The 22,335-nt window shown below is 62.4% G+C and carries 26 protein-coding genes; 19 read left to right on the top strand and 7 right to left on the bottom strand.

Translation table 11 applies throughout. The annotated features are described in order from the left end of the window. The first annotated feature begins 3 nt into the window (after positions 1-3). From NKH43_RS17580 to NKH43_RS17570, 3 genes are all read left to right on the top strand, one after another. Positions 4-924, top strand: coding sequence for a pirin family protein (locus tag NKH43_RS17580; RefSeq protein ID WP_352483716.1), 921 nt, complete (start codon positions 4-6; stop codon positions 922-924). A gap of 81 nt (positions 925-1,005) precedes the next feature. Then, positions 1,006-2,919 (top strand): 1-deoxy-D-xylulose-5-phosphate synthase, encoded by a 1,914-nt coding sequence (dxs, locus tag NKH43_RS17575; RefSeq protein WP_023716910.1) that lies wholly within the window; start codon positions 1,006-1,008, stop codon positions 2,917-2,919. A 206-nt stretch (positions 2,920-3,125) separates the two neighbouring features. Further along, positions 3,126-3,419 (top strand): hypothetical protein, encoded by a 294-nt coding sequence (locus NKH43_RS17570; protein ID WP_352859183.1) that lies wholly within the window; start codon positions 3,126-3,128, stop codon positions 3,417-3,419. 3 nt (positions 3,420-3,422) lie between these two features. Here NKH43_RS17570 and NKH43_RS17565 read toward each other — a convergent pair whose 3' ends face one another. Continuing rightward, complete coding sequence (locus NKH43_RS17565) at positions 3,423-3,824, bottom strand: GFA family protein (RefSeq protein ID WP_352859181.1); 402 nt, start codon at positions 3,822-3,824, stop codon at positions 3,423-3,425. Positions 3,825-3,998: 174 nt separating this feature from the next. Between NKH43_RS17565 and NKH43_RS17560 the strand changes: the two genes are divergently transcribed. From NKH43_RS17560 to NKH43_RS17545, 4 genes are all read left to right on the top strand, one after another. Then, positions 3,999-4,808: a TlyA family RNA methyltransferase gene (locus tag NKH43_RS17560; protein WP_023716912.1), complete on the top strand. Its 810-nt coding sequence runs from the start codon at positions 3,999-4,001 to the stop codon at positions 4,806-4,808. Next, positions 4,805-6,046 carry a class I SAM-dependent RNA methyltransferase gene (locus tag NKH43_RS17555; RefSeq protein WP_352589012.1) on the top strand — a complete coding sequence of 414 codons (1,242 nt, stop codon included), beginning with the start codon at positions 4,805-4,807 and terminating at the stop codon, positions 6,044-6,046. Before NKH43_RS17560 ends, NKH43_RS17555 begins: the two co-directional genes overlap by 4 nt. A gap of 75 nt (positions 6,047-6,121) precedes the next feature. Then, a complete protein-coding gene (locus NKH43_RS17550; RefSeq protein WP_023716914.1) occupies positions 6,122-6,493 on the top strand; it encodes an antitoxin Xre/MbcA/ParS toxin-binding domain-containing protein in 372 nt (123 codons plus the stop codon). Beyond that, positions 6,459-6,992, top strand: coding sequence for an RES family NAD+ phosphorylase (locus tag NKH43_RS17545; protein WP_502895932.1), 534 nt, complete (start codon positions 6,459-6,461; stop codon positions 6,990-6,992). The genes NKH43_RS17550 and NKH43_RS17545 overlap by 35 nt, the downstream gene beginning before the upstream one ends. Positions 6,993-7,241: 249 nt before the next feature. On the opposite strand, the gene NKH43_RS17540 is transcribed toward NKH43_RS17545, so the two are convergent. The 3 genes from NKH43_RS17540 to NKH43_RS17530 form a co-directional block, all read right to left on the bottom strand. After that, positions 7,242-7,949 carry an NAD-dependent deacylase gene (locus NKH43_RS17540; protein WP_023716916.1) on the bottom strand — a complete coding sequence of 236 codons (708 nt, stop codon included), beginning with the start codon at positions 7,947-7,949 and terminating at the stop codon, positions 7,242-7,244. A 66-nt stretch (positions 7,950-8,015) separates the two neighbouring features. Further along, a complete protein-coding gene (tldD, locus tag NKH43_RS17535) occupies positions 8,016-9,428 on the bottom strand; it encodes a metalloprotease TldD (RefSeq protein ID WP_023716917.1) in 1,413 nt (470 codons plus the stop codon). 128 nt (positions 9,429-9,556) lie between these two features. Beyond that, positions 9,557-10,081 (bottom strand): invasion associated locus B family protein, encoded by a 525-nt coding sequence (locus NKH43_RS17530; RefSeq protein ID WP_023716918.1) that lies wholly within the window; start codon positions 10,079-10,081, stop codon positions 9,557-9,559. Positions 10,082-10,452: 371 nt separating this feature from the next. Between NKH43_RS17530 and coxB the strand changes: the two genes are divergently transcribed. The 12 genes from coxB to NKH43_RS17470 all read left to right on the top strand — a co-directional run bounded on the left by coxB (position 10,453) and on the right by NKH43_RS17470 (position 20,220). Continuing rightward, a complete protein-coding gene (gene coxB / locus NKH43_RS17525; protein WP_023716919.1) occupies positions 10,453-11,331 on the top strand; it encodes a cytochrome c oxidase subunit II in 879 nt (292 codons plus the stop codon). A gap of 38 nt (positions 11,332-11,369) precedes the next feature. Continuing rightward, positions 11,370-13,022, top strand: coding sequence for a cytochrome c oxidase subunit I (ctaD, locus tag NKH43_RS17520; RefSeq protein WP_023716920.1), 1,653 nt, complete (start codon positions 11,370-11,372; stop codon positions 13,020-13,022). 76 nt (positions 13,023-13,098) lie between these two features. Then, on the top strand, positions 13,099-14,043 hold the full coding sequence (locus tag NKH43_RS17515; protein ID WP_352483710.1) for a heme o synthase: 945 nt from the start codon (positions 13,099-13,101) through the stop codon (positions 14,041-14,043). After that, the gene (locus tag NKH43_RS17510) at positions 14,040-14,207 is read left to right on the top strand and encodes a cytochrome c oxidase system small membrane protein (RefSeq protein WP_023716922.1); all 168 of its coding nucleotides are present in this window, start codon (positions 14,040-14,042) and stop codon (positions 14,205-14,207) included. Before NKH43_RS17515 ends, NKH43_RS17510 begins: the two co-directional genes overlap by 4 nt. 7 nt (positions 14,208-14,214) lie before the next feature. Then, on the top strand, positions 14,215-14,847 hold the full coding sequence (locus tag NKH43_RS17505; protein ID WP_352547562.1) for a cytochrome c oxidase assembly protein: 633 nt from the start codon (positions 14,215-14,217) through the stop codon (positions 14,845-14,847). 1 nt (position 14,848) lies between these two features. After that, positions 14,849-15,730: a cytochrome c oxidase subunit 3 gene (locus tag NKH43_RS17500; protein WP_023716924.1), complete on the top strand. Its 882-nt coding sequence runs from the start codon at positions 14,849-14,851 to the stop codon at positions 15,728-15,730. A gap of 111 nt (positions 15,731-15,841) precedes the next feature. Continuing rightward, on the top strand, positions 15,842-16,228 hold the full coding sequence (locus NKH43_RS17495) for a DUF983 domain-containing protein (protein WP_352859180.1): 387 nt from the start codon (positions 15,842-15,844) through the stop codon (positions 16,226-16,228). After that, positions 16,225-16,980, top strand: a complete 756-nt coding sequence (locus NKH43_RS17490; RefSeq protein WP_352483708.1) for an SURF1 family protein — start codon at positions 16,225-16,227, stop codon at positions 16,978-16,980. The genes NKH43_RS17495 and NKH43_RS17490 overlap by 4 nt, the downstream gene beginning before the upstream one ends. Positions 16,981-17,087: 107 nt before the next feature. Then, a complete protein-coding gene (gene ispH, locus NKH43_RS17485) occupies positions 17,088-18,092 on the top strand; it encodes a 4-hydroxy-3-methylbut-2-enyl diphosphate reductase (RefSeq protein WP_023716927.1) in 1,005 nt (334 codons plus the stop codon). 5 nt (positions 18,093-18,097) lie between these two features. Further along, positions 18,098-19,060, top strand: coding sequence for a homoserine kinase (locus tag NKH43_RS17480; protein WP_023716928.1), 963 nt, complete (start codon positions 18,098-18,100; stop codon positions 19,058-19,060). Further along, positions 19,057-19,584 carry a ribonuclease HI gene (rnhA, locus tag NKH43_RS17475; protein ID WP_023716929.1) on the top strand — a complete coding sequence of 176 codons (528 nt, stop codon included), beginning with the start codon at positions 19,057-19,059 and terminating at the stop codon, positions 19,582-19,584. The genes NKH43_RS17480 and rnhA overlap by 4 nt, the downstream gene beginning before the upstream one ends. Before the next feature lie 42 nt (positions 19,585-19,626). After that, entirely contained in the window at positions 19,627-20,220 is a 594-nt protein-coding gene (locus NKH43_RS17470; protein WP_023716930.1) for a histidine phosphatase family protein, read from the top strand. Positions 20,221-20,225: 5 nt separating this feature from the next. Here NKH43_RS17470 and NKH43_RS17465 read toward each other — a convergent pair whose 3' ends face one another. From NKH43_RS17465 to NKH43_RS17455, 3 genes are all read right to left on the bottom strand, one after another. Next, complete coding sequence (locus NKH43_RS17465) at positions 20,226-20,705, bottom strand: DUF2938 domain-containing protein (RefSeq protein ID WP_023716931.1); 480 nt, start codon at positions 20,703-20,705, stop codon at positions 20,226-20,228. 146 nt (positions 20,706-20,851) lie between these two features. After that, positions 20,852-21,352, bottom strand: a complete 501-nt coding sequence (locus NKH43_RS17460) for a peroxiredoxin (protein WP_352589027.1) — start codon at positions 21,350-21,352, stop codon at positions 20,852-20,854. A gap of 83 nt (positions 21,353-21,435) precedes the next feature. After that, entirely contained in the window at positions 21,436-22,242 is an 807-nt protein-coding gene (locus NKH43_RS17455; protein WP_023716933.1) for a protein-disulfide reductase DsbD domain-containing protein, read from the bottom strand. Positions 22,243-22,335: the final 93 nt, after the last annotated feature.

Below are 22,335 nucleotides of genomic sequence, written 5' to 3'. Positions count from 1 at the left end.
CGCGTGAGCTTCTTTCCCGGAAACGATCCGCAGATGGGCGATGCCTTCGCCAGCGATCAGATCGAGCTGATGGTCATTCCGAACGCCAAGGATATTGGCGGATTTCAGGTTCGCCGCGCCTTGCCGACGGCCAGGCGCCGGCTGGTCGGACCTTTCATCTTCTTCGATCGTATGGGTCCGGCAGTTCTTCGGGCCGGCCAGGCGCTCGACGTCCGTCCACATCCGCATATCGGACTGTCGACGGTGACTTACCTGTTCGACGGCAAGATCAGGCACCGTGATTCGCTCGGCACCGAGATGGTGATCCAGCCCGGCGACGTGAATCTGATGACCGCCGGCCGCGGCATCGTCCATTCGGAGCGCACGCCAGAAGAACTGCGCGGCGCGCCGATGTCGGTTTCCGGCCTGCAGACATGGTTGGCGCTGCCGGACGGCAAGGAGGAGGTCGCGCCGATCTTCGAAAACACCGCGGCGCTGCGCCTGCCCGAAATCGATGCCGAGGGGGTCAGCGGCCATATCGTCATCGGTGCGTTTTCCGGAATGCGCTCCCCGGTTGCGACCGCTTCGGACACACTGTACGCCGATCTCAGGCTGGCGCCGGGTGCCAGCGTGAAGATCCCGGCCGATGCCGAGGAGCGCGCCATCTATACGCTGGAAGGCGAGGTTTCGATATCCGGTGACCGCTTCCCGGCCGAGCGGCTGCTGGTTTTCCGGCCCGGCGATGAGATCGTTGTTTTATCGGAGAGCGGCGCCCATTTCATGCTGTTTGGCGGCGCTTCGCTCGGTTCGAAACGTTATATCTGGTGGAATTTCGTATCGTCCTCAAAGGAACGCATCGAACAGGCGAAAGAAGAATGGAAGACGGGCCGCTTCGATATCGTTCCCGGAGACGAGCAAGAGTTCATCCCGCTGCCCGAAAGCTGATGCGCGTTACCGCCACATTTACATTCGCCGGCCAGCGGCATATTTCACGATGAACAGAAAATCTGACCAGGCTCGCAAACAGTGAACGCAAAGCCCGATACGCCGCTTCTCGACAAGGTCCGCGTCCCGGCCGATTTGCGCACGCTTGCCGAAGGCGACCTGCCGCAGCTGGCTTCCGAGCTTCGCGCCGAACTGATCGACGTCGTCTCCCACACCGGCGGGCATCTCGGCGCCGGCCTTGGCGTGGTCGAGTTGACCGTCGCGCTGCACTACGTCTTCAACACGCCGGACGATCGGCTGATCTGGGACGTCGGCCACCAGGCCTATCCGCACAAGATCCTGACCGGCCGCCGCGACCGCATCCGCACGCTGCGGCAGGAGGGGGGGCTGTCCGGTTTCACCCGTCGCGTCGAGAGCGAATACGATCCGTTCGGCGCAGCCCACTCCTCGACCTCGATTTCAGCCGGCCTCGGCATGGCGATGGCGCGCGATCTGTCCGATGGCCGCAACAATGTCATTGCCGTCATCGGCGACGGCGCCATGTCGGCCGGCATGGCTTATGAGGCGATGAACAATGCCGGCGCACTCGATGCCCGGCTAATCGTCATCTTGAACGACAACGATATGTCGATCGCTCCACCGACCGGCGCAATGAGCGCCTATCTGGCCCGTCTGGCGTCTGGCAAGACCTATCTGGGGTTGCGCGATTTCGGCAAGAAGCTGACGTCCTATCTCGGCGAGCGCGCCGATCGCGCCATCAAGCGGGCGGTCGAGCACGCGCGCGGCTACGTCACCGGCGGCACGCTGTTCGAGGAAATGGGTTTCTACCACATCGGCCCAATCGACGGCCACAACCTCGAGCACCTGATCCCGGTGCTGAAGAACGTCCGCGACAATGCCGACGGCCCGGTGCTGATCCACGTCGTGACCCAGAAGGGCAAGGGCTACGCCCCGGCCGAGGCGGCCGCCGACAAATATCACGGCGTCAACAAATTCGACGTCATTACCGGCGCCCAGGCCAAGGCGCCCGCCAACGCGCCGAGCTACACCAAGGTGTTTGCCGACAGTCTGATCCAGGAGGCCCGAGAGGACGACCGCATCGTCGCCATCACCGCCGCCATGCCGAACGGCACCGGGCTTGACCTCTTCGGCGAAGCGTTTCCGGCGAGGACCTTCGATGTCGGCATTGCCGAGCAGCATGCGGTGACCTTCGCCGCCGGCCTTGCCACGGAAGGCTTCAAGCCTTTCGCGGCGATCTACTCGACCTTCCTGCAGCGCGCCTACGACCAGGTCGTCCACGACGTGGCGATCCAGAAATTGCCGGTGCGCTTTCCGATCGACCGCGCCGGCTTCGTCGGCGCCGATGGTGCCACCCATTGCGGCGCTTTCGACACCACCTTCCTGGCGACGCTGCCCGGTTTCGTCGTCATGGCGGCGGCCGATGAGGCCGAGCTGCGCCACATGGTACGCACCGCTGCAAGCTACGATGACGGCCCGATCGCCTTCCGCTATCCGCGCGGCAACGGCGTTGGCGTCGAGATGCCGCAGCGCGGCTCGGTATTGGAGATCGGCAAGGGCCGGATCGTCAGGGAAGGCACCAAGGTTGCGCTGCTTTCCTTCGGCACCAGGCTGCAGGATTGCCTGGCCGCGGCCGAGGAGCTTGGCGCGGCGGGGCTTTCGACCACGGTCGCCGATGCCCGTTTTGCCAAGCCGCTCGACGAGGATCTGATCCGGCGGCTGGCCCGTTCGCACGAGATACTGGTGACGGTGGAAGAGGGCGCGGTCGGCGGCTTCGCCAGCCATGTGCTGCAGTTCCTGGCCCACGAAGGGCTGCTGGAGAGCGGCCTGAAGGTGCGCCCGCTGGTGCTGCCCGACACTTTCGTCGACCATGCCAAGCCGGAAAAGATGTATGCCGATGCCGGGCTGGACAGCGCCGGCATCGTGCGCACAGTGTTCGTGGCGTTGGGGCATACCGCGCAGGCCCAGCGCGCCTAGTTGTTTCCGCGTTTCTGCAACGCCAAAAGATTCTGCTTGGCTGCAAATGCCAGTCTGAATCAAAATCTCAACTGCTTGAATCAAATTACCGGCGAACAGTCGTAAGATACTGTTTACGCTGCCATTTGGCGATTTGCTTGCCGTGTCCTTTGGCCGTTTTTCAACGCCGCCCTGCTAGAAAGCGACCGGCAGGGGAAAGAAGACCAATGAGATCGCTTTTGGGCGGCATCGCGCTAACGGCCATCTTCGCCGCGTCGGCCGTGGCCGAAACGCGCTACGACCGCAAACTCGAAGAGGCGGTGATGGGCATCGTCGCCGGCAAGATCGGCCAAATCCGTGGCGGCTTCTCCTACAAGGAGGCGCCGCAATTCGTCGTCGTGCCAGATACCTTGCCGAAGGCGTCCATTTCCGTTGACCGGCCGCGCCCGCAGGTGTCCGGCGACAGCAGCGACGGTCTGACGCCGACCGTTGAACGGCGGGTTTCGCGGACCATATTCTAGAAACTAGAACCACATATCCCGCACACAGCGACCATCCCTCGGCAAATCCTCGAATGTGTCGAGACCGTCGAAATGATCGATCGGGAGGTCGGCGACAGCCTCCGGCGGCGCAAGCCTCATATTGACGGCGATGCGGTGGCGACCGGCGGTATCGGCACGCAATCCGCGCCAGGCCAGGACGCAAGCGCACGTTGGACAGAAGAGAATCTTAAGCGAAGGGTGAGCCCTTCCAACGCGCGTATAGGCACTCACGGGCCCCGCAAGGCGGATGCGTTCGTCGACATAGTCATACGCCCAGAGCGTGCCGTAGCGACGGCAAAGCGTACAGTTGCAGGCAGTGATCGAACCGGGATCGCCCTCCAGGGTCCAGTGGGCTGCGCCGCAGTGGCAGGTTCCCGTCAGCATGTTCCTCCTCCACGTTTCGACGGCTAAACGGCATCTCTTCTTAGCATTGCGTCGGGTGTCGTGCGAGGTTCGACAAACAGCGGAGCGGCTGATGAGTTCACCCGCTTTTCCAACTATGCCTTGTCTCATCGCCAATATCCTTGCCATCATCGTTGGCATTCGCCATGAAGGCCGATGACTTCCCTTCCGCCAGCCAGCATTCGCCAGCGGCTCGACGAATTACTCGTCCAGCGCGGCCTGTTTGCCAGCCGCTCGCGTGCTCGCGATGCGGTGGCGCGCGGCACCGTGACGGTCGACGGCATCGTCGCCCACAAGCCGGGCCAGGCCGTTCTGCCTGAGTGCAACATCGTCGTTGACGATCCGGCGCAAGGTTACGTCTCGCGCGCCGCACTGAAGCTGAAGGCTGGTCTCGACCATTTCGGCCTCAACCCCACCGGTAGCGAAGCGCTCGATGTCGGCGCCTCGACCGGCGGCTTCACGCAGGTACTTCTCGAACGCGGCGCGGCGCATGTCACGGCGATCGATGTCGGGCACGGCCAGATCCACTCCGACATTGCCGGCGATCCGCGCGTGACGGTGATTGAAGGCCTGAATGCGCGCGAACTGTCGGCCGCCGATCTCGGCGGCCGTGTGCCGGATTTCATCGTCTCGGATGTCAGCTTCATATCGCTGAAACTGGCGCTGCCGCCGGCGCTTGCCTTGGCCAGGAACGGCGCAAAAGCCGTGTTTCTGGTCAAGCCGCAATTCGAGGCCGGCCGCGAGGCGATCGGCAAGGGCGGCCTGCTGAAGGACCCCTATGATGCGGCGCGCATTGCCGGCCTGATGCAGGACTGGCTCGATGCCATTCCCGGCTGGCGCTCGTTGGGACTTCATCTGTCGCCGATAGAGGGCGGCGACGGCAACCGCGAGTTCCTGCTCGGCGGCATCAAGGCCGTCGCGACCAAGCCTGCCAAGATCGGGCGGGCCGGGATTGAGAAGCGATGACCACGCGTTTCACAATCGCAAAATTGGGCTCGCAGGGCGACGGCATCGCCGAGACCGAGACCGGCGAGGTTTTCATTCCGTTTACGCTGCCGGGAGAGGTCGTCACCGCCGGGCGGGAGAAAGATCGCGCTACCTTGATGTCGGTGCTTGAGGCCTCGCCGCTGCGAGTCGATCCGCCGTGCCGCCATTTCGGCGAATGCGGCGGCTGCGCCGTCCAGCATCTCGAGACTGAAGCCTATCACCAATGGAAGCGCGAAAGGGTCGTGCAAGCGCTGAAGAGCAAGGGCATCGCCTGCGATGTCGGCCCGCTGGTGCCGTGCGCGCCGCACACGCGCCGCCGCGTCGTCTTCACTGCCCGGCGGAGCGAGGCGGGAATGCAGTTCGGCTTCGTTCGCGCGCTGTCGTCCGAAATCATCTCCATCGAGGAATGCCCGATCTCGCTGCCGCAGATCGTCGCTGCGCTCGACCGTTTGAGGATGCTTGCCGGACTGATCTGCACCACGACCAAATCGTTCCACATGGCGGTGACGGTGACCGGTTCCGGCCTCGATGTCGCGGTTCACGATTCCGGTAAGCTCGGCGAGAACCAGCGCCGCGTCGCCTCGAACTTTGTCATTGCCGAGAGGCTAGCCAGGCTGTCGGTCGACGGCGAGATCATTATCGAACCAAAGAAACCGGTCGTCCTGTTTGGTGGCGTCGCTGTCGCAGTGCCGCCGGGCGCTTTCCTGCAGGCGACCGAGGCCGCCGAAGAAGCGATGGCCGACATTGTCGGCCAGCATCTCGCGCGCGCCAAAAAGGTCGCCGATCTCTTCGCCGGCTGCGGAAGCTTCGCACTGCGTCTGGCCTCAAGATCGGAGGTTCATGCGGTGGAAGGCGATGCGGCAGCACTCTCGGCGCTTGACCGGGCCTTCCGTTTCGCCAGCGGCCTGAAGCGGGTGACCGGCGAACGTCGCGACCTGTTCCGGCGGCCGCTCACATTCAAGGAGTTGAATGCCTTTGACGGCGTAGTCTTCGACCCGCCCCGCGCCGGCGCCGAGGACCAGTCGAAGCAGATCGCGCGCTCCGACGTGCCGCTCGTCGCCGCGGTGTCCTGCAATCCGGTGACGCTGGCGCGGGATCTTCGCATCCTCCTCGATGGCGGTTACGCCTTGAAGAGCGTAATCCCGATCGACCAGTTCCTGTGGTCGCCGCATGTCGAGGCCGTCGCGCTGTTGGAGAAGCCGAGACGAAGGCGCTAGCAGCTAGGGCTTGAAATGCGCACCAAAAAAGCACATTTTGAGTGTACGTCGTTCAAACTGGGCTAGGAAATTGCCATGAGCACCGCAGCCTTTGAAAATTCGGCATCGCGCTTCGGCGAGGAGCGGGCGCCGTTTCTCTCGCCGAGGCGGGTAGCCGCACTGCTAGGGGTCAATATGACTGAACTGGCCGGCCTGACCGGTCTCGCGCGCAACACGCTTGCCGCCAAGTCCGGTGCGCGCAAGGTCGACGCCGCATTGAGTCCCATCGTCCGCATCCTGGCGATGGCCGGCGAGATGGCCGGTGATGAACAGCGTGCCGCGATCTGGTTCAAACATCAGCCGATCCCCGGCTGGGCGGGAAAGACCGCCTACGATCTCGTTCGCGAAGGCAAGACTGACAAGGTGCTTGCCTATCTGGAGGCAGTCCGCTCCGGCATCTATGCCTGAACCCAGGCTGACTCTATGGCGCGCTTTTGTGCCGCGCTGGGCCCATCTGCCGCTTTCCGGTGAGGGCGCGGCCCGCTTCGGCGGCCGCTGGAATCCGATTGGCACGCCGGCGATCTACGCCGCCCGGGAACTGTCCACGGCTTGGGCCGAGTACAATCAGGGTTTTGTCCAGCACCCGGCGCTGATTGCACAATTGAAACTGTCAGGCGCCCGGCTGGCCGACCTGACAGAGGCTGATACGCTGTCGAAGCTCGGTGTAACGGCCGACATTCACCGGTGCGAATGGCGTGACATCGTGGATGGAGGCTTTGTGCCCGAGACGCACCAACTGAGAGACCGCTTGCTTGGCGACGGGCTGCACGGCGTGATCTACCCGTCCTTCATGTCGCCTGGCGGCACATGCGTCGCGCTGTGGCGCTGGAACGAAAACGATGCTCCGGATCTTGAAATCATCGATCCCGACCATCGCCTGCCGAAAACAGCGGCATCATGGCTTTAGGGCAGTTCGAGCTGCGGCGGGCACACCCGCCTCCATCTCTTCCAACGTCTTCGGCTTGCCTATGTGGAGCAGGGATCCAAATACGTCCTATGGCCGTGTTAAAGGCAAGACTGGAACAGGCAGTGCGACTTGATCGTCGGTCGAACTGGTGACTTCTAGCTTTTCTCCGGCAGCGATCACAGTTTCCTCTCCCGACATAACAAAGATGCTGATCGCGCGCTGAATTCAAGGCTGCATAGCCAGACGGTGCTAGCCTGCGCCTGAAAGGACGCGCTCGACGAAGGCGGGCACCACTTGTGTCGCCGGCCCTTCCATCTGCTCGTCGAAACGGGAGGCCCAGCCGGCGCATTTCAGATTGAGTTCGGCTGTTACGGCTCCGGCCGCGCGTGCCTCCTCCACGAAACCTGCTGCCGGGTAGACACTCCCGCTGGTGCCGATGGCCACGAATAGGTCGCAGCGCGTCAGCGCCTCGCCGACCTCCTCCATGCGGTAAGGCATTTCGCCGAACCAGACCACGTCAGGCCTCAATTGACCTTTTGCGCCACACGCTGGACAGGCCGAATGGGCAGCGATGTCGTCGGCCCAGGTGCTGCTTTGCCCGCAGCTCAGGCAAAGGGCATGGCCCAGTTCTCCATGCATATGGATCAGTTTGCGCGAACCGGCGCGCTCATGCAGGTCGTCGATATTCTGCGTGACGACGAGGACGTCGCCTGGGAATTTCTGCTCGAGCTTGGCCAGCGCGGCGTGCGCCGCATTCGGCTCGACGCTGCCCATCTGCCGCCGGCGCATATTGTAGAAATCCTGCACCTTTACGGGGTCGCGCGCAAAACCTTGCGGCGTGGCCACGTCCTGCAGGTCGTATTTCGCCCAGACCCCGTCGGGATCCCGGAACGTGGCGACGCCCGATTCCGCCGAAATGCCGGCGCCTGTCAGGATGACGATTTTGGCTTTGGACATGGTCGAAGACACCGGCATCCGGAAACATCATTTGGAAGGCGATGTTACCGGAAGGCGGCAGCCGCATCAAACCCTGGTGCCGCCGACCGTCATCTGGTTCATCCTGAGATGCGGCTGGCCGACGCCGACCGGCACGCCCTGTCCGGCCTTGCCGCACATGCCGATGCCGGTGTCGAGCTTCATGTCGTTGCCGACCATCGAAACCCGATGCATGGCATCCGGCCCATTGCCGATCAGCATGGCGCCCTTGATCGGTTGCGTCACCTTGCCGTTCTCGATCATGTAGGCCTCGGTGCAGCCGAACACGAACTTGCCCGAAGTGATGTCGACCTGGCCGCCACCGAACGACACGGCATAGATGCCGTTCTTGACCGAGGCTATGATTTCCTCCGGCTCCATGTCGCCTGCCGTCATGTAGGTGTTGGTCATGCGCGGCATCGGCTCATGCGCGTAACCTTGGCGCCGCCCGTTGCCGGTGGCCTTCATGCCCATCAGCCGTGCATTCTGGCGGTCCTGCATGTAGCCGACCAGCTTGCCATCATCGATCAGCACGTTATGGGCCGAAGGCGTGCCTTCGTCGTCGACGGTCAGCGAACCTCGCCGCTCGGGCATGGTGCCGTCGTCAACGACGGTGACGCCTTTCGCCGCCACCTGCTGGCCAAGCAGGCCGGCAAAGGCCGACGTCTTTTTGCGGTTGAAATCGCCTTCCAGCCCGTGGCCGACGGCCTCGTGCAACATGACGCCGGGCCAGCCGCTCGACAGCACGATGTCGAAAGTGCCGGCAGGTGCTGGAACCGCTTCGAGATTGACGAGCGCCTGCCGCAGTGCCTCCTTGGCCGCGTGCCGCCAGCTGTCCTCGACCAGGAATTCGCCAAAATCCTTGCGGCCTCCCATCCCGTAGGAGCCGCTCTCCTGGCGGTCGCCGTCGCCGACCACCACCGATACGTTGATCCTGACCAGCGGGCGGATGTCGCGGACCATCTGGCCATCGGCGCGCACGATCTCGACATGCTGCCAGGAGGCGGCGAGCGACGCCGTCACCTGCCTGACGCGCGGATCTTCGGCCCGCAGCCATGCATCGATTTCCTGAAGCAACTTGGCCTTGGTCTCGAAGGAAGGCGAGGGGATCGGGTTTCCGTCGCCGTAGAGATGGCGGTTGGTGCGGACGGGCGCTGCGGCAAGCGTGCCGGAATAGCCGCTCTTCACCGTCGAAACGGCATCGGCGGCGCGCCGCAGCGAGGCTTCGGAGAGATCACTGGAATGGGCGTAGCCGCTGGCCTCGCCAGCGACGGCGCGCAGGCCGAAACCCTGGTCGGTGTTGAAATTCGCGGTCTTCAGCTTGCCATTGTCGAACATCAGCGCTTCGCTTTCGCTGTATTCGAGAAACAGTTCGCCGTCGTCGGCGCCGTTGATGGTCTCGGCGACGATCTGCTTGATGCGATCGTCGGAAATGTCGAATTGGCCGATCAGGCTGTTCATGGCAGGTCCATTCGCAGGAGGATTGTTTCCCACGATGTAGGCGCGAAGGCCTGCACAGACAATCTGAAATGAGATTTGCCGTGACCGCGGCCGGTCAACAATCACTGGATCGTGCTACAAGACCGCGTTCAAGGCAGGGCGGCGAAGCCGTCGGCAAAACCCTTGAGGTCGACGGGAATGCCGATGCCTTCTTCGGGCGTCTGGAAGACGATAAAGGTCGCCGACGTACCGGTCTTCAGCGTGTCGAGCAGCGGCTTTTCCAGGATGACCTCGGCATAGCAGCCGTCCTGGAAACAGCGCACGAAATAGGCGCGGCCGATATCCTTGCCGTCGACATTGAGGCCGAGGCCGTTGGGCAACAGCACGCCGAGCGGCGCCAGCACACGAAGGATTTCGGCCTTGTTGTCGGCTGTACGCAGCACGACAACGGAAAGACCCATTTCCGGGCGGTCCTCGGCGACGACGTTCTGCATCATCACGCATTGTTCGGACGTAGCACCGGCCGGCGTATCGCAGATGATCGACCACGCCCCATGCGTCGACTTCACCGTGCCGCTTGGCTGCGCGGCATTGGCCAGGCCGCCGCCTGACAAGGCTATTGCGGCGGCAACAAGGATGACCTCCGCCAAGGTTCTCGAAAGCCACGCGTTCATGACGGCTCCATTGCGAATCACGGCACTTTAAGCCGCACTAAACCCAAGTAAAGGACGAGACCCCCGCGGTCTGCCCCGACATAGGCGACAATGCGCTTTTCCGTGCCAATTTCGCCCTAATTGCGACGGTTTCGCGCGCCGCGCGGCTCATTCTGCCGGGATGCCGCTCCGGTGATTCGCGACGAGCGGTCACCGCACGAAGCTACAGCCGCGCTTGCGCGCAAAAATGCCGCACGGGTTCCGCCGCTCCTTTCTTGCGGAGGCAAATAGAGTATGGTTTGAACCAGCCTTGAATTGTCCGGGATTCCCGTCCCGGCATTATTCGGCATTCTTGCGGTCCGATCGCGAGGAACTGGGAGATGACGAGGGCGATGAGAAAATTCCTGGCAACCGCCAAAATCGTAGCTAGTGCCGCCGCCACGTTGTTTGCCGCTGCATCCGCTCATGCAGCCCAGCCTCAACCCTGGGAAACCAGTTTTCAGCCTCCGGCGACCGATATTATGAGGCAGATCGAGTGGTTCGGAAACTATTCGTTCGCGTTCATCATTGTGATCACCGCCTTGGTGCTTTTTCTGATCGCCTACTGCATTTTGAAATTCCGGGCGAGCGTCAACCCGACCCCGTCGCGCACCAGCCACAACACGCTGATCGAGGTCATCTGGACTGTCGGTCCCGTCGTCATCCTGCTCTGTCTCGCCATTCCTTCGTTCCAGCTGCTGACCGCGCAATACACGCCGCCGGAAGAAGCCAAGCTGACCGTCAAGGCGACGGGCAATCAGTGGAACTGGGATTACGAATACCAGGTCGACAACACGCTTTCCTTCAATTCCGCGATCCTTCAGGATGCCGACAGGGCTGCTGCCGGCAAGGAAGATCGCGCCGCCTATCCGCGCCTGCTCGCCGTCGACAATGAGATGGTGGTGCCTGTCAACACCATGACCCGCGTGCTGGTGACGGCGACCGACGTGATTCACGCCTTTGCCATGCCGTCCTTCGGCATCAAGACCGACGCGGTGCCGGGCCGCATCAACGAGGTGTGGTTCAAGGCCGACAAGGAAGGCCTCTATTACGGCCAGTGCTCGGAACTCTGCGGCAAGGACCACGCCTTCATGCCGATCGCCATTCGCGTCGTCTCCGATGCGCAATACAAGACCTGGCTGGCGGCAGCCAAGACCGATCTTCCCGGCGCCAACAAGGCGCTGATGGCCGAGGTCGATGGCACGAACAAGGTAGCGGCCGCCGGCAACTGATGCCGCGACCAGAAAAGATTCAGGGAACGGAGCCGACCATGGCAGACGCTGCAGCTCACGACGACCACGACCACAAGCCGTATCATGGCTGGGTCCGGTGGGTGTATTCGACCAACCACAAGGACATCGGTACGCTTTATCTGATCTTCGCGATCATGGCGGGCTGCATCGGTGGCGCCTTATCGGTCGTCATGCGCATGGAATTGCAGGAGCCGGGCATCCAGATATTCACTGGCCTGGCACAGATGGTCTACGGCATGAACGGTGACGCCGCCATCGACGGCGGCAAGAGCATGTACAATGCCTTCACCACCGCGCATGCGCTGATCATGATCTTCTTCATGGTGATGCCGGCGCTGATCGGCGGCTTTGCCAACTGGATGGTGCCGATCATGATCGGCGCGCCGGACATGGCGTTCCCGCGCATGAACAACGTCTCGTTCTGGCTGCTGCCGCCGGCTTTCATCCTGCTGATTATCTCGGCCTTCGTCCCGAGTGCGCCGGGCGCCTATGGCGTCGGTGGCGGCTGGACGCTTTATCCGCCGCTCTCGACATCGGGCCAGCCTGGACCGGCCATGGACCTGGCGATCCTTTCAATCCACATCGCCGGCGCCTCCTCGATTCTTGGCGCCATCAACTTCATCACCACCATCTTCAACATGCGCGCGCCCGGCATGACCATGCACAAGATGCCGCTGTTCGCGTGGTCGGTGTTGATCACCGCCTTCCTGCTGCTGCTGTCGTTGCCGGTGCTGGCCGGCGGCATCACCATGCTTTTGACCGACCGCAATTTCGGCACCACCTTCTTCGCCCCGGACGGCGGCGGCGACCCGATCCTGTTCCAGCACCTGTTCTGGTTCTTCGGCCATCCAGAAGTCTATATCCTGATCCTGCCGGGCTTCGGCATCATCAGCCATATCATCTCGACCTTTTCGAGGAAGCCGGTGTTCGGCTATCTCGGCATGGCCTATGCGATGGTTGCCATCGGCGCGGTGGGCTTCATCGTCTGGGCCCACCACATGTACACGACGGGCCTGTCGCTCGACACCCAGCGCTATTTCGTCTTCGCCACCATGGTCATCGCGGTGCCGACGGGCGTGAAGATCTTCTCGTGGATCGCCACTATGTGGGGCGGGTCGATTTCGCTTAAGACCCCGATGCTGTGGGCGATCGGCTTCATCTTCCTGTTCACAGTTGGTGGCGTCACCGGCGTGCAATTGGCCAATGCCGGCCTCGACCGCCCGCTGCACGACACCTATTTCGTGGTTGCGCACTTCCACTACGTGCTGTCACTGGGCGCGGTCTTCGCCATCTTCGCCGGCTGGTACTACTGGTTCCCGAAGATGACCGGCTACATGTATTCGCCGGTGATCGCCAACACCCACTTCTGGGTCACTTTCGTCGGCGTCAACCTGGTCTTTTTCCCGCAGCATTTCCTCGGTCTCTCCGGAATGCCGCGTCGCTATATCGACTATCCCGATGCCTTCGCCGGCTGGAATATGGTGTCGTCCTACGGCTCGTACATCTCGGCTGTCGGCGTCGTCATCTTCCTGTTCGGCGTCTTCGAGGCGTTCCAGAAGAAGCGGGTCGCCGGCGCCAATCCTTGGGGTGAGGGTGCGACCACGCTGGAATGGCAGCTGCCTTCGCCGCCGCCGTTCCACCAATGGGAACAGCTGCCGAAGATCAAGTAGGCGGTTGCCTCCTTTAATACGGAACCGCCGGCCGTCCGGCGGTTTTGGCCAACGGAATGATGGACTCTAAGTACGCATGGCCCTTGCCGAAGACAGACTGATTGACGAGCCGGGCTTCCGCATGTCGGAAGCGACGGCGGGCGATTTCTTCGCCCTGCTGAAGCCGCGCGTCATGTCGCTGGTGGTGTTCACAGCGTTTGTCGGCATGGTCGCCGCCCCGGTGACCATCAATCCGCTGCTGGCGGTGATCGCGATCCTGGCTATTGCCATTGGTGCCGGCGCGTCCGGTGCGCTCAACATGTGGTATGACGCAGACATCGATGCGGTGATGACGCGCACCGCCGGCCGTCCCGTGCCGGCCGGCCGCATACGGCCTGGCGAGGCATTGAGCTTCGGGCTGGTGCTGTCGGTTCTGTCGGTGATGACGCTCGGCGTGCTGGTCAACTGGTTGGCCGCATCGCTTCTGGCCTTCACCATCTTTTTCTATGCCGTCATCTACACGATGTGGCTGAAGCGCTGGACGCCACAGAACATTGTCATCGGCGGTGCTGCCGGTGCCATTCCGCCGGTCATCGGCTGGGCGGCGGTAACCGGATCGGTCAGCCTCGAAAGCTTGGTGCTGTTCCTGATCATCTTCCTGTGGACGCCGCCGCATTTCTGGGCGCTCGCGCTCTTCAAGTCGGAGGACTATGCCAAGGCAGGCATTCCGATGATGCCGAATGTCGCCGGCCAGGCTTCGACCAGACGCCAGATCTTTGCCTATGCGCTGGTCCTCGCACCGGTTGGCGTGCTGCCATGGGTTCTCGGCTTCACCACGCCAGCCTATGGCGTCGTTGCATTGCTGCTCGGCGCCGGCTTCGTCTGGTATGCGTGGAAGGTGCTGCAAATGGCCGATGACGACCGGGCGATGAAGCCGGCCAAGGCCCTGTTCGGCTATTCGCTGCTCTATCTCTTCGCCATCTTCGCCGCCTACCTTGGCGATTGCGTCGTCGCACGCGCGCTGACCATCGGTGGAGCATGAGCATGGCCGAAAAGAAGCTTGAACTGGTCACGCTGACCGACCGTCAGCAGAAGGCCCGCCGCAATCGCTCGGCCGCAATCGGCTTCGCGCTGGCGGCGCTGGTCGTCATATTCTACGTCGCGACCATCGTGAAATTTGGTCACAGCGTCACCGGTTCGATGTGAGCTGAACATGACCAGGCAAACAGTCACCGATCCTACGAAGAAGAATACGAACCGCGTCGTCGCCGGCGTCTGCATCGCGTTCTTCGGCGGCATGATCGGCATGGCCTATGCCGCAGTGCCGCTCTACGCGATGTTCTGCCAGGCGACAGGCTACGGCGGCACCGTTAAACGGGCGACCCAGCAATATGCCGATCGGGTGCTCGACCGTGACATCACCATCCGCTTCGATGCCAACACTGTCGGCATTCCCTGGCAATTCCAGCCGGTCGCCCGCTCGATCACCATCAAGATCGGCGAAACAGCCGAGGCGCATTTCAGCGCGACCAACAAATTCAGCCGGCCCATCACCGGACGCGCCACCTTCAATGTACAGCCTGAACTGGCCGGACCTTACTTCAACAAGGTCGAGTGTTTCTGCTTCACCGACACGACGCTGAAGCCGGGCGAGACGTTGGACATGCCGGTCGTGTTCTATGTCGATCCCGACATCGTCAACGCGCCGGAATTGAAGGATTTGAAGACGATTACCCTGTCCTACACGATGTTCCCGGTCGACAAGACCAAGCCGGTCGCATCATCGGTGCCGGCCGACGGCCGCCGCAACAAGAGTTCAGATACCGAAGCAAGCCTCGGGGGTTGATATGGCAGACGCACACGCAAAACCGCAACATGACTACCACCTCGTCGACCCGAGCCCATGGCCTTTCCTGGGCTCCGTCGGGGCGCTGGTGACCGCGATCGGCGGCGTCTGTTACATGCAATATCTCAAGGGCGGCGATTTCCCCATCTTCGGTTTCAACATCGCCAATCCATGGTTGTTCTTCATCGGCCTGCTGATCGTCATCTACACGATGTTCGCCTGGTGGTCGGATACGATCAAGGAAGCGCATGAGGGGCACCACACTCGTGTCGTGTCGCTGCATCTGCGCTACGGCATGATCATGTTCATCGCCTCCGAGGTGATGTTCTTCGTCGCCTGGTTCTGGGCCTTCTTCGACGCCAGCCTGTTCCCCGGCGAGGTCCATCAGTATGCCCGTACCGCCTTCACCGGCGGCGTCTGGCCGCCCAAGGGCCTCGAAGTTCTCGACCCTTTCCATCTGCCGCTTTACAACACCGTCATCTTGCTCCTGTCGGGCACCACGGTGACCTGGGCGCACCACTCGCTCATCCACGGCGACCGCAAAGGGCTGATCAATGGCTTGGTGCTGACCGTCGGCCTCGGCATGCTGTTCACCATGGTGCAGGCCTACGAGTACATGCATGCGCCGTTCGGCTTCAGGGATTCGATCTACGGCGCCACCTTCTTCATGGCGACCGGCTTCCATGGTTTCCACGTCATCATCGGCACTATCTTCCTGCTGGTCTGCCTGATCCGCGCCATGAAGGGCGACTTCACGCCCAAGCAGCATTTCGGCTTCGAGGCCGCCGCCTGGTACTGGCATTTCGTCGACGTGGTGTGGCTATTCCTGTTTGCCTCGATCTATGTCTGGGCATCGAACGGCGCAATGATCGAACCGCACTGACATTGGCCCGAGGAAATGGGCCCGAGGAAAATGGGGCCGAGGAAATAGACAAGGCGGCTGCGGCGACGTGGCCGCATTATCTTTTGCGGCAAATGCTCCTAGGATGACCCCATGAGCGACGACAAGGCGATCTGGCCACCAATCGATCCGATCTCGGCCGGCCTGCATGGCCGCTGCCCCCGCTGTGGCGAGGGCAAGCTGTTCTTCGGGTTCCTCACAGTCGGCGATCGCTGTACCAATTGCGGCCTCGATTATTCCTTCGCCGATGCCGGCGACGGGCCGGCGGTGTTCGTTATTCTGATCATCGGCTTCATCGTCGTCGGCCTGGCGCTGTGGATGGAGGTGACGCTCAATCCGCCGCTCTGGCTGCATCTGTTGCTGTGGATTCCGCTGACGCTGGTGCTGTGCCTGGCGGCGCTCAGGCTGATCAAGGGCGTGCTGCTGACGCTGCAATACCGCAACAAGGCGGCCGAGGGCCGGCTGGACCGCGGCGAATGAGCGAGGCATCAGGTTTGGTGGCCGGCCGGTCGCGGCCGAAACGCGCATTGGCGCTCGGCCTGGGTATCGTCGTGTCTTTGATCCTGCTGGCGCTCGGCACCTGGCAGGTTCAGCGCCTGCACTGGAAAGAGGGCCTTCTCCAGACGATCGACCAGCGCACGCATTCGGCGCCTGTGCCATTGGCCGAGGTCGAAAAGCGGTTTGCTGCCACCGGCGACGTGGACTACACGCCGGTGATAGTGACCGGCACTTTCCTGCATCAAGGCGAACGGCATTTCCTCGCCACCTGGGAAGGCCAGTCCGGCTTCGATGTCTTCACGCCGCTGCAACTCGAGGATGGCCGTTTCGTGCTGATCAACCGCGGCTTCGTGCCCTACGATTTCAAGGACCCCGCCAAGCGGCCGCAGGGGCAGGTGACGGGCAAAGTGACGGTGACGGGGCTCGCCCGCAACCCGCTGCCGGCCAAGCCCTCGATGATGCTTCCCGACAATGATCCGCAGAAGAACATCTTCTACTGGAAAGATCGTGACGCGATGGCCTCGAGCGCCGGCCTGCCGGCAGGTGCGGCGCTGGTGCCGATCTTCATCGATGCGAACGCCGCCGCCAACCCCGGCGGGCTGCCCGTCGGCGGCGTCACCGTCATCGACCTGCCGAACAGCCATCTGCAATATGCGATAACCTGGTACGGCCTTGCCGTCGCCCTTGCCGGTGTCCTGATCTCCTGGCTCCGCCGCCCGGCGAAAGACCAATGATCGCCGCCACTACCCTTGACAGGGCAGGGCCGCACACCTCATTTCGCGCCTTGAGCTCAGAAGTCATAGTCCGATCAACCGGCCTACAATCAGCGTAAGATGCAATCATGCTTCAGACAAAGCCACCGCTGACCATCCGGCTCTGCCAGCCGCGCGGTTTCTGTGCGGGCGTTGACCGTGCCATCCAGATCGTCGTGCTGGCGCTCAAGAAATATGGCGCGCCGGTTTATGTCCGCCACGAGATCGTGCACAACCGCTACGTCGTCGAAGGGCTGCAAAGCCTCGGCGCGGTGTTCATCGAGGAGCTCTCCGAGATCCCGCCCGAGCATCGCCAGAGCCCGGTCGTCTTTTCGGCGCATGGCGTGCCGAAATCGGTGCCGGCCGACGCCCGGTCCCGCAACCTGTTCTATCTCGACGCGACGTGCCCGCTGGTCTCGAAAGTCCACAAGCAGGCAATGCGCCATCAGCGGCTTGGCCGCCACGTGCTTTTGATCGGCCATGCCGGGCATCCTGAGGTGATCGGCACAATGGGCCAGTTGCCGGATGGCGCGGTCACTCTGATCGAGACCGAAGCCGACGCCGCAAGCTTCGTGCCCGCAGACCCGCGAGCGCTCGGTTTCGTCACCCAGACGACGCTGTCGGTCGAGGACACCGCCGGCATCATCCGCGCCCTGCAGCAACGTTTTCCCGAGTTGCACGCGCCGGCGGCGGAATCGATCTGCTATGCCACCACCAATCGCCAGGAGGCGGTCAAGGAAACAGCGGCCGGCGCCGATCTCTTCCTGGTCGTCGGTGCGCCTAACTCCTCCAACTCACGGCGGCTTGTCGAAGTGGCCGAACGCGCCGGCGCCTCGATGTCGCTTCTCGTGCAGCGCGCCTCCGAAATTCCGTGGAATGACATTGCCGGCATCTCGACACTCGGCCTGTCGGCGGGCGCCTCGGCGCCGGAGATCATCGTCGACGAGATTGTCGATGCCTTCCGGCAGCGCTTCGACGTAACCATCGAGTTGGCCGTGACGGCGACGGAGACGGAGGATTTTCCGGTGATGCGGGTGTTGCGCGATGTCGAACTGACGGCAGCCGACATGGCCTTCGTCAACGGGGCTGCGTAGCAACGATGGCGGTCTACACCGACGTCAATGAGGGCGAGCTCGGCGCGTTCCTCAGGAACTATCCGGTCGGCGATCTCTTGTCCTACAAGGGCATCGCCGAAGGCACCGAAAATTCGAATTTTCTGCTGCACACCAGCAGCGGCTCCTACATACTGACGCTTTACGAGAAGCGCGTCGACAAGGCTGACCTGCCGTTCTTTCTGGGCCTCATGGCCCACCTCGCCAGAAAGGGCATTTCGTGCCCGCTCCCGGTCACCGCGCAGGATGGCGGTGTGATCGGAACGCTTGCCGGCCGGCCGGCGGTCATCATCACCTTCCTTGAGGGTCTATCGCTGCGGCGGCCGACAGCTGGGCATTGCGGCGAGGTCGGCAAGGCTCTGGCGGCACTGCATCTCGCCGGCGCGGATTTCCCGATGACCCGCCCCAACGCCCTTGCCATCGATGGCTGGCGCAAGCTGTGGAACGCCGCCCACGCCCGCGCCGATGAGGTCGAGCCGGGATTGGCGGCCGAGGTCGATGCCGATTTCGCCGATTTCGAGCGGAACTGGCCGAACGGTCTGCCGCAGGGCATCATCCATGCCGATCTTTTCCCGGACAATGTATTCTTCCTCGGCGAGAAACTGTCCGGGCTGATCGACTTCTATTTCGCCTGCAACGACCTCTACGCTTATGATGTTGCCACGTGCCTCAACGCCTGGTGCTTCGAGAAGGATTTTTCCTTCAATCTGACCAAGGGCACGGCGTTGCTTGCCGGCTACCAAAGCGTGCGGCCGCTGAGCAGCGACGAGAAAGCGGCGCTGCCGATGCTGGCGCGCGGTTCGGCGCTGCGCTTCATGCTGACCCGGCTCTACGACTGGCTGACGGTCCCGGACGGCGGGCTTGTGATGAAACGCGACCCGACCGAATATATCCGCCGGATGCGCTTCCATCGGGCGATCAACTCTCCTTCCGAATATGGACTAACATGACCAAGCGCGTTGAAATCTTCACCGATGGTGCCTGTTCGGGCAATCCCGGGCCTGGCGGCTGGGGCGCGATCTTGCGCTTCAACGGTGTGACGAAAGAACTGTCGGGCGGCGAGGCTGCCACCACCAACAACCGTATGGAACTGTTGGCGGCCATCTCGGCGCTTAATGCGCTCAAGGAGCCCTGCGCCGTCGATCTTTATACCGACAGCAACTATGTCAAGGACGGTATTTTCAGCTGGATCGACGGATGGAAGCGCAACGGCTGGAAGACGGCCGCCAGGCAGCCGGTGAAGAATGCCGAGCTGTGGCAGCAGCTCGATGCAGCGCGTAACCGCCATCAGGTCACCTGGCATTGGGTCAAGGGCCATGCCGGCCATCCCGAGAACGAGCGCGCCGACGAATTGGCGCGGCTCGGCATGGCGCCATTCAAGAAAGGGCTCGTCAAGACTGTGGCACCAGTACCAGGTTCGCAGTCAAAGCAGCCGACGACCACAAAGGCGCGGCGCTCGACCCAAAGCTATTGAATTCCGGCTGCGGGTCCGCTCTCTGGCAGGAAGAGCTCTATCATGCCGATCGCATACTACATCACGCATCCCCAGGTTCAGGTCGATGCCAACGTTCCAGTGGCGGAATGGGGACTATCCGACCTCGGGCGAGCGAGAACATCGGCAATGCTCGATCAGCCGTGGGTTGGGTCGATTCGGCGGATCGTGTCATCGGGTGAACGCAAGGCGATAGAAACCGCCGAGATACTCGGAAGGCATCTCCGCCTTGCGATCGAGGTGAGGGAAGGGATGCATGAGAATGACCGATCGGCAACCGGTTTCCTGCCGCCTTCCGAGTTCGAAGCGGTCGCCGACCAATTCTTCGCCAATCCAAACAGCAGCATTCGTGGATGGGAGCGAGCTATCGATGCCCAGCGTCGTATTCTAAGCGAGGTAGACACTGTGCTAGGCACCGACGCCGCTGTCGACGTCGCATTCATAGGTCACGGAGGTGTCGGAACGCTCCTGCTGCTCTCTTTGAGCGGTCGGGAAATCAGCCGCGAGGCGGATCAGCCAGCGGGCGGCGGGAACTACTTCGCATACGATACCGGTGCGCGTCGCGTTATCCATGGATGGCAGCCGATCGACAGGCCGGCGCAGCGCCGCGACGGCTGACTTGGCTATCGGATGAGCAGGGCGGTGCCGAACAGTCCGAGCGCGAACACCGTGTGCGACACCAGATTGAGGGCGCGGACCTGCATTGGATTGGGGCGCTTCGAAGCGGCCCAGCCGGCACCCATGCCGGGCGCCAGCAGAAACCAACCGGCGCCGACGGTGACGATGCCGAGGATAAAGGCCGGCAGGAAGGTCGGCGCGGTGAGCCAGCCCGTTCCGGCCAGCACGACCAGTATGATGCCGTAGACGATGCCGACAGCATAATGAAAGGCCCAGCCAAGTGCAGATTCATGCGCATAGGGCGAGGCCTCGCCAATGTCGTCATGGAAGACCTTGCCTTCCCTGAGATGCCAGACCCAGCGGCCGACCAGCCCCCAGTTCGGCCGCGGCTGAGCAAACGCCTTGTTCAGGAAAATCGCCCAGATATCCATAAGCGCGGTTGCGCCGATACCGATCGCGACAGCGCGCCAAAAGATGTCAGACATAACCGAGGTCCCAAAAAGCAAGCAGTCCCGAAGCGCCGACGCATGGCCCTGAAAACCGGGTCGGCTTTCGGAAGGATCATGCGCCGATGAAAAGGCGGCATCCTTTGAACGCGTAGCGCTCGAAGGCGCCCTTTGTCATCCCTGGCCTAGGCTGTCGCCAAGACGGAAAGCTGTCCGAGAATGTGAGCCGCACCGGACTCGTCGACGCCGGGCTTTGTCTCGACATTGAGTGCGGTGACCTTGCCGTCATCGACGATCATCGAAAAACGCCTCGAGCGCAGCCCCATGCCGCCGCTGGAGAGGTCGGCGTCGAGGCCGACCGATTTGGCGAAATCGCCATTGCCATCGGCAAGATAAAGTATTTTGCCTTCACCGCCGCTGAAGCGAGCCCAGGCTCCCATGACGTGAACATCGTTGACCGAGACGACGGCGATAGTGTCGACGCCGCGCGCCAGGATGGCGTCGTAATTATCCAGGTAGCCCGGCAGGTGATTATTGCTGCAGGTCGGCGTGAAAGCGCCTGGAACGCCAAACAGCACGACCGTCTTTCCTGAGAATATCTCGCCCGTCGTGATCGGCTTTGCACCGTCGGCGGTCATTGTTTTGAAGGTCGCATCCGGCAGTTTGTCGCCAACGGAGATCGTCATGATGGTCCTCGCTTGAGAATGGAAAGGGAGTGTCCTTGCGATAGCGAACTAAGGCGCGCCCGGCAACCGTCCAGACGTTGGCATCACGGAAAAGGCAGCAGGCCTTCGACCGCGCCAGCGGCACTTGTCAGTGTGTAGTGAAGGCCGCCATCGGTTGGCGTTGTCGACGGCCTGTCGAGGATCGGCACCGTAAAGATCAGCTTGCCATCCTTTTCGCTGCGGGTCGGGGCACCGAACATGTAGTCGCGTTCGCCGGCAACGAAGAAGTCGGCGGCCTCGGGAGTGCCCGGAAAGCTCGCTTCGACAATCAGGGTTTCGTGATCGCCCGGCAGTACGTTTATTCCGAAATCGGGCGTTGCCGTGGCGGGCAGAGTTGCAAGGCCTGCCTTGACCAGTGCCGCATCCTCGGCGTTGTCGGGATCGGCGCCGGGATCGATGGTCAGCCTTGTCTGCACCGGGATGCAGATGGTTTCGCAAATGCCGAGGAAGATGTCCGCATCGATGACGGCCGGCTGGCCGGGTGCAGCAAGCGTGAACGTCACCGGCAATGAAACCGGGTGGTCGTAGCCGGCCCATTTGCCATAGCCGTCATCGTGGCGCTGCGGCGGCGGAAACGAAAGCGTCGCGTCGGCAATGTTGGTGCTGGCCGAGATGTCGATCTGTGGCGGCACGCCCGCATCGCCCGGATCGCGCCAATAGGTCTTCCAGCCTGGCTTCAGCGCAATGTCGAGGACACCTTGGAGACGCCCGGCCTCGTCGGCTTTGCCGCTCGTCACCAGCCGCACCCGGCCGCCTTCGCTATTGTACCAGGCCGACGAGGAGGCTGAGGCGGGGAGGCAGGTCGCCGACCCAATGGCCACGCCAAGCAGCAGGATTTTCAAGCTTTGCATGGCAATGATTTGATCGTCTGTTGATGGCCGCACAATGATTTCATGACGCCGCCGGCATCATATTTGCGTGACCTTTGACTTATGAGCCTGATC

Source organism: Mesorhizobium sp. M1163, assembly GCF_040318415.1.
Classification (GTDB): domain Bacteria; phylum Pseudomonadota; class Alphaproteobacteria; order Rhizobiales; family Rhizobiaceae; genus Mesorhizobium.
This window is presented reverse-complemented; position numbering and strand designations above follow the sequence as displayed.

Excerpts from the sequence above, each read along its gene's own strand:
- NKH43_RS17555 (WP_352589012.1), top strand. The coding sequence starts at position 4,805 with ATGACCACGCGTTTCACAATCGCAAAATTGGGCTCGCAGGGCGACGGC.
- NKH43_RS17460 (WP_352589027.1), bottom strand. The coding sequence starts at position 21,352 with ATGACGATCTCCGTTGGCGACAAACTGCCGGATGCGACCTTCAAAACA.
- ctaD (WP_023716920.1), top strand. The coding sequence starts at position 11,370 with ATGGCAGACGCTGCAGCTCACGACGACCACGACCACAAGCCGTATCAT.
- NKH43_RS17455 (WP_023716933.1), bottom strand. The coding sequence starts at position 22,242 with ATGCAAAGCTTGAAAATCCTGCTGCTTGGCGTGGCCATTGGGTCGGCG.
- ispH (WP_023716927.1), top strand. The coding sequence starts at position 17,088 with ATGCTTCAGACAAAGCCACCGCTGACCATCCGGCTCTGCCAGCCGCGC.
- NKH43_RS17500 (WP_023716924.1), top strand. The coding sequence starts at position 14,849 with ATGGCAGACGCACACGCAAAACCGCAACATGACTACCACCTCGTCGAC.
- NKH43_RS17470 (WP_023716930.1), top strand. The coding sequence starts at position 19,627 with ATGCCGATCGCATACTACATCACGCATCCCCAGGTTCAGGTCGATGCC.
- coxB (WP_023716919.1), top strand. The coding sequence starts at position 10,453 with ATGAGAAAATTCCTGGCAACCGCCAAAATCGTAGCTAGTGCCGCCGCC.
- NKH43_RS17550 (WP_023716914.1), top strand. The coding sequence starts at position 6,122 with ATGAGCACCGCAGCCTTTGAAAATTCGGCATCGCGCTTCGGCGAGGAG.
- NKH43_RS17560 (WP_023716912.1), top strand. The coding sequence starts at position 3,999 with ATGACTTCCCTTCCGCCAGCCAGCATTCGCCAGCGGCTCGACGAATTA.
- NKH43_RS17495 (WP_352859180.1), top strand. The coding sequence starts at position 15,842 with ATGAGCGACGACAAGGCGATCTGGCCACCAATCGATCCGATCTCGGCC.
- NKH43_RS17515 (WP_352483710.1), top strand. The coding sequence starts at position 13,099 with ATGGCCCTTGCCGAAGACAGACTGATTGACGAGCCGGGCTTCCGCATG.
- rnhA (WP_023716929.1), top strand. The coding sequence starts at position 19,057 with ATGACCAAGCGCGTTGAAATCTTCACCGATGGTGCCTGTTCGGGCAAT.
- tldD (WP_023716917.1), bottom strand. The coding sequence starts at position 9,428 with ATGAACAGCCTGATCGGCCAATTCGACATTTCCGACGATCGCATCAAG.
- NKH43_RS17490 (WP_352483708.1), top strand. The coding sequence starts at position 16,225 with ATGAGCGAGGCATCAGGTTTGGTGGCCGGCCGGTCGCGGCCGAAACGC.
- NKH43_RS17510 (WP_023716922.1), top strand. The coding sequence starts at position 14,040 with ATGAGCATGGCCGAAAAGAAGCTTGAACTGGTCACGCTGACCGACCGT.
- NKH43_RS17540 (WP_023716916.1), bottom strand. The coding sequence starts at position 7,949 with ATGTCCAAAGCCAAAATCGTCATCCTGACAGGCGCCGGCATTTCGGCG.
- NKH43_RS17505 (WP_352547562.1), top strand. The coding sequence starts at position 14,215 with ATGACCAGGCAAACAGTCACCGATCCTACGAAGAAGAATACGAACCGC.
- NKH43_RS17480 (WP_023716928.1), top strand. The coding sequence starts at position 18,098 with ATGGCGGTCTACACCGACGTCAATGAGGGCGAGCTCGGCGCGTTCCTC.
- NKH43_RS17565 (WP_352859181.1), bottom strand. The coding sequence starts at position 3,824 with ATGCTGACGGGAACCTGCCACTGCGGCGCAGCCCACTGGACCCTGGAG.
- NKH43_RS17465 (WP_023716931.1), bottom strand. The coding sequence starts at position 20,705 with ATGTCTGACATCTTTTGGCGCGCTGTCGCGATCGGTATCGGCGCAACC.
- NKH43_RS17570 (WP_352859183.1), top strand. The coding sequence starts at position 3,126 with ATGAGATCGCTTTTGGGCGGCATCGCGCTAACGGCCATCTTCGCCGCG.
- NKH43_RS17530 (WP_023716918.1), bottom strand. The coding sequence starts at position 10,081 with ATGAACGCGTGGCTTTCGAGAACCTTGGCGGAGGTCATCCTTGTTGCC.